Here is a 14,653-nt window from a genome sequence, read left to right as displayed (position 1 = left end):
ATGGTCACCTCGTCAGCTCCGCCATCACCCGGGCCCGGTGCTGCGCCGGCGTACCCCACGTCAGCGTCAGGACCCGGACCTTCGTCAGCCACCGGCCCAGCCCGTGCTCGCGGGTGTAGCCGATGGCACCGTGCACCTGCAGCGCCGCGCGGGCCGCCCGGTGCGCGGCGGTGCCGCAGGCCACCTTCGCCGCCGACACGTCGCGGGCGGCCGTACCCGGGGCCCCGGGTTCGCCGGCGTCGGTGAGAGCCACCGCGGCCGCGTACAGCAGCGGCCGGGCGAACTCCAGGCCGACCGCCACGTCGGCGAGGCGATGCTGGACCGCCTGGAACCGGCCGATCGGCCGGCCGAACTGGACCCGGGTCCGGGCGTGCGCCACCGCTGCCTCCAGCAGCGCGCAGCCGGCGCCCAGCAGCTGCGCGGCGGCGGCGAGGACACCGAGGTCCAGGGCGCGGGCCGTGGCGCCGGCCGCCGCGGGTCCTTCGGCCAGTGCGCCGCCGGCGGGCACCACCTCGAACAGCCGCCGGGTGTAGTCCATCGAGGCGTACGCGCGCCCGGTGCGGGCCGGTCGTACGGCGTCGCCCTCGGCCAGCAGCACGAGGTCGGCGGCGTGGGCGTCGGCCGCGTACGGCAGCCACGGCGGCGCGGCCAGCGTGGCGACCACCCGCCCGGCGGCGAGCTCGGGCAGCCACTTGTCGCACAGCCGGTCGTCGCCCAGCGCGGTCAGCAGGGCCGGTACGGCGGCCAGCGTCTCGGTCACCGGCCCGGGCACCGCGTGGTGTCCCAGCTCCTCGGCGGCGATGACGAGGTCGGCGGGGCGGGCGTCCGTACCGCCCCAGCGTTCCGGCACGGCGAGCCCGGCGACCCCGGCGTCTGCCAGCCGCGACCAGACCTCCCGCCCCGGCCCGGCGTCGCCGCGGGCCCAGCTCTCCGCCACCGCCGGCACGTCGGCGGTGGCCAGGAGGTCGTGCAGCACGGCCGCGAACCGGTCCTGTTCCGCCGACGGCACCAGCCTCATCGCGACGCCTCGCGGGGCAGGCCCAGCATCCGCTCGGCGACGATGCCGCGGTGAACCTCGTTGGTGCCCGCGTAGATCGGGCCGGCGAGCGCGAAAAGATACCCGTCCGTCCACTCGGCGTCCGTCTCGGCCCGGGCCCCGAGCACGTCCAAGGCGGTCTCGTGCAGGGCCAGGTCCAGCTCTGACCAGAACAGCTTGGTGGCGCTCGCGGCGAACGGTCCCGGCGGCGCGTGCAGGTCGGCGAAGGTCCGCATGCGGTACGCCTGCGCGCTGATCCACGCGTCCACCACCCGGTCCCGAGTCGCCGCATCGCCGGGCTCACCGGCCCGCCAGAGCGCGACGAGCCGCTCGGCGGCCGCCAGGAACCGGCCCGGGCTGCGCAACGTCTGCCCGCGCTCGTGCCCGGCCGTGCTCATCGCGACCCGCCAGCCGTCGCCGGCGTCGCCGATCACGTCCTCGTCCGGCACGAAGACGTCGTCGAGGAAGATCTCCGCGAAGCCGGGATCACCGTCGAGCCGGCGGATCGGGCGTACGGTCACACCGGGGGCGTGCAGGTCGAACATGACGCAGGTGAGGCCCCGATGGCGGACCGCCTGCGGGTTGGTGCGGAACAGCCCGAACGCGCGGTCCGCCACGGCCGCCCGCGAGCTCCACGTCTTCTGACCCGACAACAGCCACCCACCGTCCGTGCGCCGGCCGCGGGAGCGGATCGCGGCCAGGTCGCTGCCCGCCTCGGGCTCGGACCAGGCCTGCGCCCACACCTCGTCGGCCCGGGCCATCGGCGGCAGGACCCGGGCGCGCTGCTCCGCCGTACCGTGCCGCAGCAGCGTCGGGGCGAGCAGGAACAAGCCGTTCTGGCCGATGCGGCCCGGCGCTCCGGCGGCGTGGTACTCCTCCTCGAACAGCAGCGCGTGCAGGGGCGGCACGGCCCGGCCGCCGTACTCCACGGGCCAGGAGACGACGGCGAGGCCGGCGTCGGCCAGGCGGCGTTCCCAGGCCCGGTGCGCGGCGTCGCCCCGCGGGGTGTCCATGCTGGGCAGCCGGGCGGCGGGAACGTTGGCCACCAGCCAGGAGCGGACCTCGTCCCGGAAGGCGAGCGCGGCCGCGTCGAGGTCGAGGTTCACGGCACGGCCCGTTTCATCGCGGCCGGGTCCAGCCCGGCCAGGGAATCCTTGCTGACCTCCACGTTGTGGGCGTGCGCGAGGTGGTGCAGGCCGAACACGGAGTCCATCCCCGCCCGCATGCCCATCTCGTCCTCGCACTGGTTCACCGCGCGCTTGGCGAGCGCCAGCCCGAACGCCGGCATCGCGGCGATCCGCCCGGCCAGCGCGAAGGTGGCCGCCTCCAGCTCGGCGCGGGGCACGACGCGGTTCACCATGCCGATCTCGTACGCCCGCCGCGCGTCGAACCGGTCACCGGTGAACAGCACCTCGCGCGCGAACCGCGACCCGAGCACCCAGGGATGGGCGAAGTACTCGACGCCGGGGATGCCCATGCGCAGCACGGGATCGGCGAAGAACGCGTCGTCCGCCGCCACGATGAGATCGCAGACCCACGCCAGCATGAGGCCGCCCGCGACGCAGGCGCCCTGCACCATGGCGACGGCGGGCTTGGGCATCTCCCGCCACCGCCGGCACATGCCGAGGTAGACCTCCAGCTCGCGGGAGTAGCGCCGGTCGGCGCCCGCCTTGCCGGTGTGGTCCCACCACAGCGCGGCCCGCCGCGGGAACGAGGTGTCCACGTCGCGTTCCGGGGTGCCGATGTCGTGCCCGGCCGAGAAGTGGTCGCCGGCGCCGGCCAGCACGATCACCGCGACCTCGTCGTCGTCCACGGCCTGCGTGAACGCCGCGTCCAGGGCGTACGTCACCGCGGAGTTCTGTGCGTTGCGGTAGCGGGGACGGTTGACGGTGATCAGGGCGACCCGGTCGCGGCGCTCGTACAGAACGACCTCGCTCATCCGATCTCCTCCCGGAGCAGATACTTGAGGACCTTGCCCGACGCGTTGCGCGGCAGTTCGGTGCGGAACTCGACCGTCCGGGGGACTTTGTAGCCCGCGAGCCGCCCCCGGCAGAACTCGATCACCTGGGCGGGGGAGAGCTCATGTCCCGGCCGCGGGACGACGTGGGCCCGGCCCACCTCGCCCAGGCGCGCGTCGGGCACGCCGATCACGGCGGACTCGGCCACCCCGGGCAGGTCGCCGAGGACGCGTTCCACCTCGGCCGGGTAGACGTTGAAGCCGCCGCAGATGAACATGTCCTTGAGCCGGTCGGTGATGGTGAGGTAGCCGCGCTCGTCGAGCCGGCCGATGTCGCCGGTGTGCAGCCAGCCGTCGGCGTCGATGGCCGCGGCGGTGGCTTCCTTGTCGTCGAGGTAGCCGAGCATGACGTGCGGGCCCCGCAGCAGCACCTCGCCGGTGGGCTCGCCGATCGCGACCTCGACGCCGGGCGCGGCCCGCCCGCACGTGTACGCCACCGTCCGGTCGTCGTCGCCCGGCCGGCACATGGTCGCCACCACCGCCTCGGTGAGCCCGTACGCCGTCAGCACCGTCCGTACCCCCAGCTCCGAGCGCATCCGCGCGATGAGCGCGGGCGGCACGGTGGCCGCCCCGGTGACGGCCAGGCGCAGCGACGACAGGTCGTGCCGGGCCCGGCCGGGGTGGTCGAGCAGGCCGATGTAGAGAGTGGGCGGGCCGGGGAGCACGGTGACCCGCTCGGCCGCGATCAGCTCCATCGTGCGCGCCGGGTCGAAGACCGCCTGCGGCACCACCGTCGCGCCGCTGAGCAGGCAGGCGAGGAGACCGGCCTTGAGCCCGAAGCTGTGGAAGAACGGATTCACCACGAGGTAGGTGTCGCCGGGGACGAGCCCGCCGATGCCGGCCCACGCGGCTGCCACGCCCAGCGACTGCCGGTGTGCGCTCATCGCGCCCTTGCTGCGGCCGGTAGTGCCGGACGTGAAGAGGATGTCGCTCACGTCGTCCGGGGTGACGGCCCCGGCGCGGGCGTCGGCCTCCGCGGCCGGCACATCGACAGCGCGGCGCAGGAAGTCGGGCCACTCCAGTACGTCCGGCTCGGGCGGGACCGCGACGTCGGTGGGCACGCGCACGATGAGGCGGGGCAGGGGAAGCCCGGCCCGGCCGGCCTCGGCACGCAATGCGGCGAGCCGGTCGGCACCGAGGAACGGGCCGGTGACGACCAGGCCCCGGGCGTCGCTGCGGTGCAGCACGTCGAGGGCTTCGGCGGCGGTGAACCGGGTGTTCACCGGGACCAGCGTCGCGCCGGCGTAGCTCGCGCCCAGCGCGGCCAGCACCCAGTGGAAGGTGTTCGGTGCCCAGACGGCGATCCGGTCGCCCGGGTGCACACCCTCGGCCATCAGCGCGCGGGCGACCGTGCGTACCCGATCCAGCAGGTCCGTGAAGGTCAGCCGTTGCGCGCCCGGCTCCATCAGAGCCGGAGCCGTCCCGAAGGTGCGGGCCGCGCTGACCACGGTCGCCGGGATGGTCAGCTCCACAGTGACCTCCATGGCTAACCAAGCAATCGCTTGGTAGGGTGACTTTACCGGCGATCCGGGAGGTGGCGCCAGTGGACGGTGACGAGGAGTTCCGCCGCGAGGTCCGGGACTGGCTCGAGGCGAACGTGACGGACGAGCTGCGCGGCGTGGGCGGCGCGGGGCGCGAGAACGAGGCCTATCCGCAGCGTCTGGCCTTCACGCGCCGCCTGGCCGCGGCGGGCTGGACCACCCTCGCCTGGCCGGTGGCGCACGGCGGTCGCGGCGCCTCCCTCGCCCGGCAGATCATCTTCCACGAGGAGTACGCCCGCTCCGGCGCTCCCTCGCGCGTCGACCACATCGGCACGACCATGGTCGGGCCCACCCTCATGGCGCTCGGCACCGAGCGGCAGCGCCGCCGGTTCCTGCCCCGCATCGCCGCGGTCGACGAGCTGTGGTGCCAGGGCTACTCGGAGCCCGGCGCCGGATCCGATCTGGCCGGTGTCACGACCCGCGCCCGCCTCGACGGCGACCACTGGGTGCTCACCGGGCAGAAGGTGTGGACGTCGCTCGCGCAGGTGGCCGACTGGTGCTTCGTGCTGGCCCGCACCGAGCCGGTTCCCGACGGCGGTCCGCGCCACGCCGGGCTGTCGTATCTGCTCGTGCCGATGCGCGCGCCCGGCATCACGGTGCGTCCGATCCGGCAGCTCACCGGGGACAGTGAGTTCAACGAGGTCTTCTTCGACGAGGCGCGCACCGACCGCGACCTCGTGGTCGGCGAACCGGGGCAGGGCTGGCGGGTGGCGATGGCGACGCTGGGCTTCGAGCGCGGCGCCGCCACGGTGGGCCAGCAGATCGGTTTCCAGCAGGATCTGGAGGACCTCATCGCGCTCGCCGGGCGTACGGGGGCGGCCGCCGACCCGGTGCTGCGCGAGCGGCTCACCCGGGCGTGGATCGACCTGTCCGTGCTGCGGTCGCACACACGGCGCGTCCTGGGCGAGCCGGACTCGACCGGGACCGCCTCGGTGATCAAACTGCTCTGGTCGCGCTGGCGCCAGGGCCTCGGCGAGCTCGCCATGGCGGTGCTCGGGCCTGCCGGTGCGGCGGCCGGCCCCGGCGACCGGGACGTCGAGCGCTGGTGGCGGCTCTTCCTCTTCAGCCGGGCGGACACCATCTACGGCGGCTCCAACGAGATCCAGCGCACCATCGTGGCCGAGCGGGTGCTCGGGCTGCCCCGCCAGGACCGCCGGTGACCGAGCCGGCCGGCCACGGCCTGCTGGCGGGCAAGGGCGTCGTGGTCACCGCGGCGGCGGGAACCGGGATCGGCTCCGCGGTCGCCCGGCGGTGCCTGGCCGAGGGGGCCGAGGTGGTGCTCAGCGACCGTCACCGGCGCCGGCTCGACGAGACGTGCGAGCAGCTGGCGGCGGCGTACCCGGGCCGGGTCTTCGCGGTGCCGTGCGACGTCACGGACGAGGACGCCGTCCAGACGCTCGTCGCGGCCGCGGCGGCCCACTGTGGACGGCTCGACGTCATGGTGAACAACGCCGGGCTCGGCGGCACCCGGCCGGTGGTCGAGATGACCGACGACGAATGGTCGCGGGTCCTGGACGTCACGCTGACCGGTACGTTCCGCTGCACGCGGGCGGCCTTGCGGCAGATGATCGCGCAGGGCTGCGGTGGCGCGGTCGTCAACAACGCCTCGGTGCTGGGCTGGCGCGCCCAGGCCGGCCAGGCACACTACGCCGCCGCGAAGGCCGGGGTGATGGCGTTCACCCGCTGCGCCGCGCTCGACGTGGCCGCGCAAGGCATCCGGGTCAACGCGGTGGCGCCCAGCCTCGCGGCCCACCCGTTCCTGGCGAAGGTGATGCCCGAGCAGGAGCTGGCGGGCCTCGCGCTGCGGGAGGCGTTCGGCCGGGCCGCGCGGCCCTGGGAGGTGGCGACGGTGGTGGCGTTCCTGGCCAGCGACTACGCCTCGTACCTCACCGGCGAGGTCATCTCGGTGAGCAGCCAGCACCCCTGATCGTCACATCCGCTCGATGATGCTCGCCGTGGCCATCGCGCCGCCCGCGCACATCGTGACGAGTGCGGTGCCCAGGCCGGAGCGTTCCAGCTCGTGCAGGGCCGTGGTGATGAGCCGGGAGCCCGTACTGCCGACCGGGTGCCCGAGCGCGATCGCCCCGCCGTTCACGTTGACCCGGCCGGGATCGGCGCCGTGCTCGCCGAGCCACGACAGCACCACGGCGGCGAACGCCTCGTTCACCTCGAACCGGTCGATGTCGTCGATCTTCATGCCGGTGCGGGCCAGCACCCGCCCGGTGGCCGCGATCGGGCCGTCCAGGTGGTAGTACGGCTCGGCACCGACCAGGCATTGCGCGAGAAAGCGGGCGCGCGGGCGCAGGCCCAGCTCCCGTGCCCGGCCGGCGTCCATGAGCAGGACGGCCGCCGCGCCGTCGGAGATCTGCGACGAGGTGCCCGCGGTGTGCAGGCCACCCTCGAGAACCGGACGCAGGGCGGCCAGGCCCGCCGTCGTCGTCTCCCGCAGGCCCTCGTCGCGGTCGACGGTCCGGATCTCGCCGGTCGGGTGGCCGTCCGCGTCCAGCACCGGGGCGTCGACCGGTGCCACCTCGGCCGCGAAGCGCCCCTCGGCCCAGGCCCGGGCGGCGTTGCCCTGCGACCGTACGCCGAACCGGTCGAGGTCGGCCCGGGTCAGCCCGCGCCGGGCGGCGATGCGGTCCGCCGCCACGTACTGGTTGGGCAGGTCGATGTCCCACGACGCGGGCCGGGGGAGCCCCGCGTCCGTGCCGAGGTTGGCGCGCAGCGGCACCCGGCTCATCGACTCCACCCCGCACGCCATGCCGACCTCGACCGCGTCCGCGGCGATGAGCCCGGCGACGAGGTGGGCCGCGTGCTGCGCCGAACCGCACTGCGCGTCGACGGTCAGGCATCCGGTCGCGTACGGCAGCCCGGCGTGCAGCCAGGCCGTACGGGTGATGTTGTTGGACTGTTCCCCGCCCTGCGTGACGCAACCACCCACGACCTGCTCGACCAGGGCGGGGTCCACGCCGGTGCGGGTGAGGACCGCGCGTTGCGCCGCGCCGAGCAGCTCGGCGGCGTGCAGTCCGGCCAGCCGGCCTCGACGCCGGCCGATCGGCGTACGGACCGCGCCGACGATCACCGGAACACCCACGGCGGCCTCCCTATAGAACGTGTTCTTATTCCGCGGCATCCGAGGTATACCACAGGCCGTAACGAGCGTGCTTGAATGTGGTGGAACCTGTTACTGTAGGAGGAGCCGTGACCGAGCCTCGCATCCCCAGCGGTTTCGATTTCACCGATCCGGAGCTCTACCTCGGCGGCCTGCCGCACGCGGAGTTCGCCGAGATGCGCCGGACCGCTCCGGTGTGGTGGATCCCGCAGGAGCGGGGGAGCGCCGGCTTCGACGACGAGGGCTACTGGGCGGTCACCCGGCACGCCGACGTGATGACCGTGTCCCGCGACAGCGACACCTTCTCCAGCTGGGAGAACACGGCCATCGTCCGGTTCCAGGCGGGGCTGGACCGGGAGCGGATCGAGATGCAGCGCTGCGTGCTGCTCAACATGGACCCCCCGCAGCACACCAAGCAGCGCGCGGTCGTCGCGCGCGGCTTCACCCCCAGGGCGATCAACGCGCTGCGGACCGCCCTGGCCGCCCGCGCGGAGCGGATCGTCCGCGAGGCGGGCGCCGCGGACACCGGCGACTTCGTCAGCGACGTCGCCTGCGAGCTGCCCCTGCAGGCCATCGCGGAGCTGCTCGGCGTGCCGCAGGAGGATCGCCGGCACGTCTTCGAGTGGTCGAACGCCATGATCGGCTACGACGACCCGGAGTACAGCGGCGGCGCCGACCCCATGGAGCCGGCGATGGAGCTGCTCGCGTACGCGATGAAGATGGCCGAGGAACGGCAGGCCTGTCCCCGCGACGACATCGTGACCACGCTGGTGAAGGCGGAGATCGACGGCGAGCACCTGTCCACCGACGAGTTCGGTTTCTTCGTGCTGCTGCTGGCGGTGGCCGGCAACGAGACCACCCGCAACGCCATCTCGCACGGCATCCTGGCCCTGCTCGACCACCCCGAGCAGTGGGAGCTGTTCAAGGCCGAGCGGCCGCGGACCGCGGTGGAGGAGATCGTCCGCTGGGGCACCCCGGTGAACGTCTTCCAGCGCACCGCCGTGCGCGACACCGAGCTGGGCGGCCAGCACATCAAGGCCGGTCAGCGGGTGGCGCTCTTCTACGGCTCGGCGAACTTCGACGAGACGGTCTTCGACCACCCGGAGCGGTTCGACATCACCCGCAGCCCGAACCCGCACCTCGGCTTCGGCGGCAGCGGCGCCCACTTCTGCCTCGGCGCCAACCTGGCCCGGCTCGAGATCGAGCTCATCTTCAACGCCATCGCCGACGCGATGCCGGACATCAGCCTCGCCGGGCCGCCGCAGCGACTGCGCTCCGGCTGGCTGCACAGCATCAAGCATCTGCCGGTGCGTTACCGCTGATCCGGCTCGGCCCCGACCACCCAGAGCGAGAAGAACTGCGAGCCGCCACCGTACGCGTGCCCGACCGCCGTACGCGCCCCGGCGACCTGGTGCGCACCGGCCCGTCCCATCACCTGCATGGCCGCCTCGGCGAAGCGCAGCATCCCGGAGGCGCCGATCGGGTTGGAGCACAGCACGCCGCCGGACGGGTTGACCGGCAACCGCCCGCCGATTCGCGTCTCGCCCGCCTCGGTGAGCTTCCAGCCGTGCCCGCTCTCCGCGAAGCCCAGGTTCTCCAGCCACATCGGCTCGAACCAGGAGAACGGCACGTACAGCTCGGCGACGTCCACCTCGTCGAGCGGGTCGGTGATGCCCGCCGCGTCCCACAGCGCCCGGGCCGCCTCGGCGCCGGCCCGCGGGTCCACGTGGTCCTTGCCGGCGAAGAAGGTCGGCTCGGTGCGCATGGCGGTCGCCCGGATCCACGCCACCTGCCGCTCGCTCGCCTCGGCGGCCGCCTGGTCGCCGATCACGACGGCGCAGGCGCCGTCGGACGAGGGGCAGGTCTCGTCGTAGCGGACCGGATCCCACAGCATCGGCGAGGACCGGACCGAGTCCAGGGTGATCTCCGGTTGCCGCAGATGGGCGTACGGGTTGAGCGCCCCGTTACGCCGATCCTTCACCGCCACGAGCGCGCCGATGTGCTCCGGTGCCGAGGCCCGGCGGATGTAGGCGCGGATGTGCGGCGCGAAGTAGCCGCCGGCCCCGGCGCCGATCGGCGCGCTGAACGGCGGCTGGATGGACAGCGCCCACATGGCGTTGGACTCCGACTGCTTCTCGAACGCGACCGCGAGCACCCGCCGGTGCACTCCGGCGCGGATCAGGCTCGTGGCCACGTTCGCGGTGGCGCCGCCCACCGACCCGGCCGTGTGCACGCGCAGCAGCGGACGGCCGGCGGCACCGATCGCGTCGGCCAGGAACAGCTCGGGCATCATCACGCCCTCGAACAGGTCCGGCGCCTTGCCCAGCACGACCGCGTCGATCTGCGACCAGTCGGTGCCGGCGTCGATCAGGGCCCGATCGATCGCCTCGCGGCACAGCCCGGCCATCGACACATCGGTACGCCGGGTGCGGTGATGCGTCTGCCCCGTGCCCAGTACGGCCGCCCGTCTCATCGTTGCGCCTCCAGCACGCAGACCAGATTCTGTTGCAGGGCCGGGCCGCTCGTGGCGTGCGCCGCCACCCGCCGTGCCCGGCCGGACATCACGAGTGCGGCCGCGGCACCGATCCGGTTCAGCCCGGCCGAGAACATCGGGTTGCCGCAGAGCGCGCCGCCGGACGGGTTGATCCGCACCCCGTCGCCCAGCCCGAGCGCCTTACGCAGCAACAGCTCCTGATGGGTGAACGGCGCGTGCACCTCGGCAGCGTCGAGCTCGGCGGGCAACCCGGCCGCCTCGGCCGCCTCGGCCGCCGACGGCACGGTCGTCAGGTCCCGCTCGCCGAGCCCCTGGGGGTCGATCCGGTGTGCCGCACCGGTGATCCAGGCCGGTCGCTCGTGCTGCCGGCGGGCGCGGTCACCCGCCGCGAGCACCAGCGCCGAGGCGCCGTCGGAGACCGGCGGGCAGTCGTGGGCCCGCAGCGGGTCGGCGAGATACGGCTCGGCGAGCAACCGCTCGGCCGTGGTCTCCCCGGCCACCTGGGCGTACGGGTTGGCGGCCGCGTCGGCCCGGCTCCGTACCGCCACCTCGGCCATGTCGTGCTCGCTCAGGAGCCCGGCGTCGAGGGCGAGCCGGGCCTGTAGCGCGGCGATGCTCACCGAGTCGGGCCACAGCGGCGCCGTCGCGTACGGGTCGAGCTGCAACGCCAGCACGCGGCGCAGCTGACCGGCCGAGGACTTGCCGAAGCCGTAGACCAGCGCGGTCTCCGCCTCGCCGGCGAGGATTTTGACGTACGCCTCGTAGCAGGCCCACGCGGCGTCCATCTCCACGTGCGACTCGCAGATCGGCGGGTACGCCCCGATCGCGTCGACCGCATTGACGAACGAGAACGCCCGCCCGGCGAGGTAGTCGGAGGAGCCCGAGCACCAGAAGTCCACCTCGCGCCGGTGCAGCCGGGCGCCGGCGAGGGCCTCCTTCATGACCGGTACGAGCGTCTCGACGCCGCTGGTGGTGCCCGCCTCGGCCCGGCAGGGCGACTGGGCGAAACCGATGACGGCGACGGCGTTCACAGGTGCTCCGCGTACGACTCGTAGGGCGCGTCGGGCTCGGCGGCCGGCGCGAAGTGCGCGATGTTCTCCGGCGTGGTGGACCACTGCTGCCGGTCCCGCCAGACCGCGGCCACCCGCATGCCCATCCGGACCTCCTCGGCCCGGCACCCGACGATCAGGTGCGGCAGCGGGATGTCGGCGCCGTCCAGCAGCACCTGCGCGACGACGTACGGCGGGTCGAGCCGCTGACCGGCGAACGGGACGTTGACGACGCAGAACGTGGTGACGGTGCCCCGGTCGGCCACGGCCACCTCCTCGTCCGGCGGTACGCCGTCGGCGGGGCAGACCCGGGGCGGCACGTAGACCTTGTGGCACACCGGGCAGCGCTGGCCGATCAGCCGGCCCTCGGCCAGCGCCCGGAGATACCGGCTCTCCTCGGCCGAGGTGGTGTGCCGGTAGCGCAGCCGGATCGGGGTGGTCATCATGGTCACCGCCGGCTCCGCCGCATCGGTGGCCTCGCCGGCCGGTGCCTCGCCGGGTTCGAAACACGCGATGTCGCGGATGTGGCCGACCCGTTCCTCGGCCCAGCGGATGCGCACCCGCATCCCGGTGTGCATGCGGGCGGCCTCACCCGCGTCCACGGCGTGCAGCAGGGCCGTGTCCGCCCCGTCGAGCCGGATCAGCGCCCAGCCGAACGGGCGGTCCAGCGGCTGGCCGTCCAGGGGCCGGCTCATCCAGCTCCAGCTCACCACGGTCCCGGTGGGAGCCACCTCCACCAGATCCCTCACCGGTGCGTGGGTGACCGGGTCGTATTCCAGCGGGGGTACGTGGACGCGCCCGTCCGAGGTCCGGCAGCCGTGGACCCGGCGATCGCGCAGGCCGGTCATGAACCGGCTGAGAACCGGGCCGAGCGAGCGGGTGTAGTCGAAGGCGATGTCCATCGGGGCGGACAGCGGCGGCGCTTGCGCGATATCCACGAACGCCAGTGAAACATGTTCCTGTAAGCGTGGGCAAGACGCCTTAGCTCCGAGCTTCCCTTGAATAGAACGCGTTATAGAATCGCGGCATGACGGAGATCGGGTTGTGGACCATCGCGGGGAAGTCGGCGGACCGGGCCGCCATCGTGGACGCCGACGGCCGTACCGTGACCTACGGCGAGCTGGCCGCGGAGGCCGACCGGATCGGGCGCGGGCTGCAGGATCTCGGCCTGACCCCCGGCGACACCGTGGCGGTCCTGCTGCCCAACGGCGCCGACATGCTCGCGGCCTTCTTCGCCGCCCTGCAGACGGGCCTTTACCTGGTGCCGATGAACTGGCACCTGACCGGCCCCGAGATCGCCTACATCCTGCGCGACAGCGGCGCGCGGGCCTTCGTCGCCCACGAACGGTTCGCGGCCGCGGCCGTACCGGCGGCGGACGAGGCCGGGGTGCCGGAAGAAGGACGCTTCGCGGTCGGGCAGACCCCCGGCTTCCGTCCGCTCGCGGGGCTCGGCGCCGGCGGGTCCGGCCGTCCACGCTCGCGGACGGCCGGCGCGCTGATGGTCTACACCTCGGGCACCTCGGGCCGGCCCAAGGGCGTACGCCGGCCGCTCACCGGCGGCGACCCGGACGACGTGCCCGCGGCCTCGACGTGGTTCTTCGGGCTCTTCGGTCTCCGCCCGTTCGATGATCACGTACACCTCTGCGGCTCGCCGCTGTATCACACGGCCGTGATGAACTTCGCCGTCATCTCGATCCAGCTCGGGCACACCGTGGTCGTCATGGACCACTGGGACTCGCAGGAGGCGCTGCGCCTGGTCGAGCGGCACCGGGTCACCCACAGCCACCTGGTGCCGACCCAGTTCGCCCGCCTGCTCGCGCTGCCCGGCGAGGTACGCACGGCGTACGACCTGTCCTCGATGCGCGTGATGATCCACGGCGCGGCGCCCTGCCCGGCTCATGTGAAGCGGCAGATGCTCGACTGGTGGGGACCCGTGGTCGTCGAGTACTACGCGGCCTCGGAGGGCGGCGGCACGCTGATCACCGCGGACGAGTGGCGGGCCCGCCCCGGCTCGGTGGGGCGGGCCTGGCCCGGGTCGAAGATCCGGGTGCTGGACGCCGACGGCACCGACGCGCCGGCCGGTCGTCCCGGACAGGTCTATCTGCAGATGGGCGACGCCGGCTTCGAGTACCACCGGGACCCCGAGAAGACGCGCGAGTCGTGGCGCGCCGGCATGTTCACCGTCGGCGACATCGGATACCTGGACGACGAGGGATACCTGTACCTCTGTGACCGCAAGAGCGACGTCATCATCTCCGGCGGCGTCAACGTGTATCCGGCCGAGGTGGAGGGCGAACTCGCCGGCCACCCGGCCGTCGCCGACGTCGCGGTCTTCGGTATCCCGCACGATGAGTGGGGCGAACAGATCAAGGCCGTGGTGCAGCCGGAACCGGGCGTCCGGGCCGGGGCGGAGCTGACCGCGGAACTGCTGGAGTACCTGGCCGGCCGCCTCGCCGGATTCAAGCTGCCGCGCAGCATCGACTACGTCGACCAGCTCCCGCGCGACCCGAACGGCAAGCTCTACAAGCGACTGCTGCGAGACCCGTACTGGGCCGGGCGGGAGCGGGCGATCTGAGCGTCAGAGCCCGCGGAAAAGGGGGGTGCGCTTCTCCGCGAACGCGCGGGGGCCCTCCTTGGCGTCCGCACTCATGAAGACCTCGGTGCCCAGGCGGGACTCCACCGCGAACGCCTCGTTCTCCGGCATCCCCTCGGTCTCGCGCATGGTGCGCAGGATGGCCTGGACCGCGAGCGGCCCGTTGGCGGCGATCCGGCCGGCCAGCTCGAGCGCCTTCTCCAGCGCCTGCCCGTCGGGCACGACGTGCCCGATCAACCCGATGCGGCGGGCCTCCTGGGCGGTGATGTGCCGGCCGGTGAGCAACAGCTCGGCCGCGATCGTGTACGGCAGCTGCCGCGGCAACCGGACGGCCGACCCGCCCAGGGGAAACAGCCCCCAGCACGCCTCGGAGACGCCGAACCGGGCGCCGGCGCCGGCGACCCGTACGTCGGTGGCCTGGAGGATCTCGGTGCCCCCGGCGACCGCGGCCCCCTCGACCGCGGCCACCAGCGGCTTGCCCAGGCGCCGGCCCTTGAGCAGCGCGTCGATCCGGGAGAGGTCGGTGCCGCCGGAGCGGAAGCCGTCGCCGGGGTGCTCGCGGGTCATCGCCTTGAGGTCGGCGCCCGCGCAGAAGGCGCCGCCGGCACCGGTGAGCACGCAGACCCGGATCTCCGGATCGTCGTCCACCCGGTCCCAGGCGTCGCGCATGATGGCGAGCATCTGCGCGGACAGGGCGTTGCGGGCCCGCGGCCGGTTCATCGTGACGATGAGGACGGGTCCGCGCTGCTCGACGAGGGCGTGCGGTTCCTCGGCTTCCACGACCGTCTCCTCCCGCCGCGCTGTGGGGCTT

Annotated in this window: 13 protein-coding genes; 4 read left to right on the top strand and 9 right to left on the bottom strand. The window is 73.6% G+C overall.

The features are described 5' to 3' along the window. Positions 1-4: 4 nt before the first annotated feature. Genes ACIBO8_RS21405 through ACIBO8_RS21390 form a run of 4 tightly spaced genes read right to left on the bottom strand, consistent with a single transcriptional unit; the run spans position 5 to position 4,537 of the window. Positions 5-1,018 (bottom strand): acyl-CoA dehydrogenase family protein, encoded by a 1,014-nt coding sequence (locus tag ACIBO8_RS21405; RefSeq protein ID WP_396117027.1) that lies wholly within the window; start codon positions 1,016-1,018, stop codon positions 5-7. Further along, a complete protein-coding gene (locus ACIBO8_RS21400; protein ID WP_396117026.1) occupies positions 1,015-2,142 on the bottom strand; it encodes an acyl-CoA dehydrogenase family protein in 1,128 nt (375 codons plus the stop codon). The genes ACIBO8_RS21405 and ACIBO8_RS21400 overlap by 4 nt, the downstream gene beginning before the upstream one ends. Beyond that, positions 2,139-2,975 (bottom strand): enoyl-CoA hydratase, encoded by an 837-nt coding sequence (locus tag ACIBO8_RS21395; protein ID WP_396117025.1) that lies wholly within the window; start codon positions 2,973-2,975, stop codon positions 2,139-2,141. The genes ACIBO8_RS21400 and ACIBO8_RS21395 overlap by 4 nt, the downstream gene beginning before the upstream one ends. Continuing rightward, positions 2,972-4,537: a FadD3 family acyl-CoA ligase gene (locus ACIBO8_RS21390; RefSeq protein ID WP_396117024.1), complete on the bottom strand. Its 1,566-nt coding sequence runs from the start codon at positions 4,535-4,537 to the stop codon at positions 2,972-2,974. The genes ACIBO8_RS21395 and ACIBO8_RS21390 overlap by 4 nt, the downstream gene beginning before the upstream one ends. Before the next feature lie 59 nt (positions 4,538-4,596). Here ACIBO8_RS21390 and ACIBO8_RS21385 point away from each other — a divergent pair, with 59 nt between their 5' ends. Next, positions 4,597-5,754, top strand: a complete 1,158-nt coding sequence (locus ACIBO8_RS21385) for an acyl-CoA dehydrogenase family protein (RefSeq protein WP_396117023.1) — start codon at positions 4,597-4,599, stop codon at positions 5,752-5,754. Then, positions 5,751-6,521: an SDR family oxidoreductase gene (locus ACIBO8_RS21380; protein ID WP_396117022.1), complete on the top strand. Its 771-nt coding sequence runs from the start codon at positions 5,751-5,753 to the stop codon at positions 6,519-6,521. The genes ACIBO8_RS21385 and ACIBO8_RS21380 overlap by 4 nt, the downstream gene beginning before the upstream one ends. A 3-nt stretch (positions 6,522-6,524) precedes the next feature. Here the strand turns inward: ACIBO8_RS21380 and ACIBO8_RS21375 are convergent, their stop codons facing one another. Beyond that, on the bottom strand, positions 6,525-7,688 hold the full coding sequence (locus ACIBO8_RS21375) for a steroid 3-ketoacyl-CoA thiolase (RefSeq protein WP_396117021.1): 1,164 nt from the start codon (positions 7,686-7,688) through the stop codon (positions 6,525-6,527). A gap of 107 nt (positions 7,689-7,795) precedes the next feature. On the opposite strand from ACIBO8_RS21375, the gene ACIBO8_RS21370 reads away from it, so the two are divergent. Further along, positions 7,796-9,028, top strand: a complete 1,233-nt coding sequence (locus ACIBO8_RS21370) for a cytochrome P450 (RefSeq protein WP_396117020.1) — start codon at positions 7,796-7,798, stop codon at positions 9,026-9,028. On the opposite strand, the gene ACIBO8_RS21365 is transcribed toward ACIBO8_RS21370, so the two are convergent. The 3 genes from ACIBO8_RS21365 to ACIBO8_RS21355 are packed head-to-tail and all read right to left on the bottom strand — an operon-like array spanning position 9,019 to position 12,187. Beyond that, positions 9,019-10,179, bottom strand: a complete 1,161-nt coding sequence (locus ACIBO8_RS21365; protein ID WP_396117019.1) for a thiolase domain-containing protein — start codon at positions 10,177-10,179, stop codon at positions 9,019-9,021. The genes ACIBO8_RS21370 and ACIBO8_RS21365 overlap by 10 nt on opposite strands. Next, complete coding sequence (locus tag ACIBO8_RS21360) at positions 10,176-11,231, bottom strand: thiolase domain-containing protein (RefSeq protein WP_396117018.1); 1,056 nt, start codon at positions 11,229-11,231, stop codon at positions 10,176-10,178. The genes ACIBO8_RS21365 and ACIBO8_RS21360 overlap by 4 nt, the downstream gene beginning before the upstream one ends. Further along, a complete protein-coding gene (locus tag ACIBO8_RS21355; RefSeq protein ID WP_396117017.1) occupies positions 11,228-12,187 on the bottom strand; it encodes a Zn-ribbon domain-containing OB-fold protein in 960 nt (319 codons plus the stop codon). The genes ACIBO8_RS21360 and ACIBO8_RS21355 overlap by 4 nt, the downstream gene beginning before the upstream one ends. An 89-nt stretch (positions 12,188-12,276) precedes the next feature. Between ACIBO8_RS21355 and ACIBO8_RS21350 the strand changes: the two genes are divergently transcribed. Continuing rightward, positions 12,277-13,824 carry an acyl-CoA synthetase gene (locus ACIBO8_RS21350; RefSeq protein ID WP_396117016.1) on the top strand — a complete coding sequence of 516 codons (1,548 nt, stop codon included), beginning with the start codon at positions 12,277-12,279 and terminating at the stop codon, positions 13,822-13,824. A 3-nt stretch (positions 13,825-13,827) separates the two neighbouring features. Here ACIBO8_RS21350 and ACIBO8_RS21345 read toward each other — a convergent pair whose 3' ends face one another. Beyond that, positions 13,828-14,622 carry a crotonase/enoyl-CoA hydratase family protein gene (locus tag ACIBO8_RS21345; RefSeq protein ID WP_396117015.1) on the bottom strand — a complete coding sequence of 265 codons (795 nt, stop codon included), beginning with the start codon at positions 14,620-14,622 and terminating at the stop codon, positions 13,828-13,830. Positions 14,623-14,653: the final 31 nt, after the last annotated feature.

The sequence above is a fragment of the Actinoplanes sp. NPDC049681 genome, from assembly GCF_044465265.1.
Taxonomy (GTDB): domain Bacteria; phylum Actinomycetota; class Actinomycetes; order Mycobacteriales; family Micromonosporaceae; genus Actinoplanes.
This window is presented reverse-complemented; position numbering and strand designations above follow the sequence as displayed.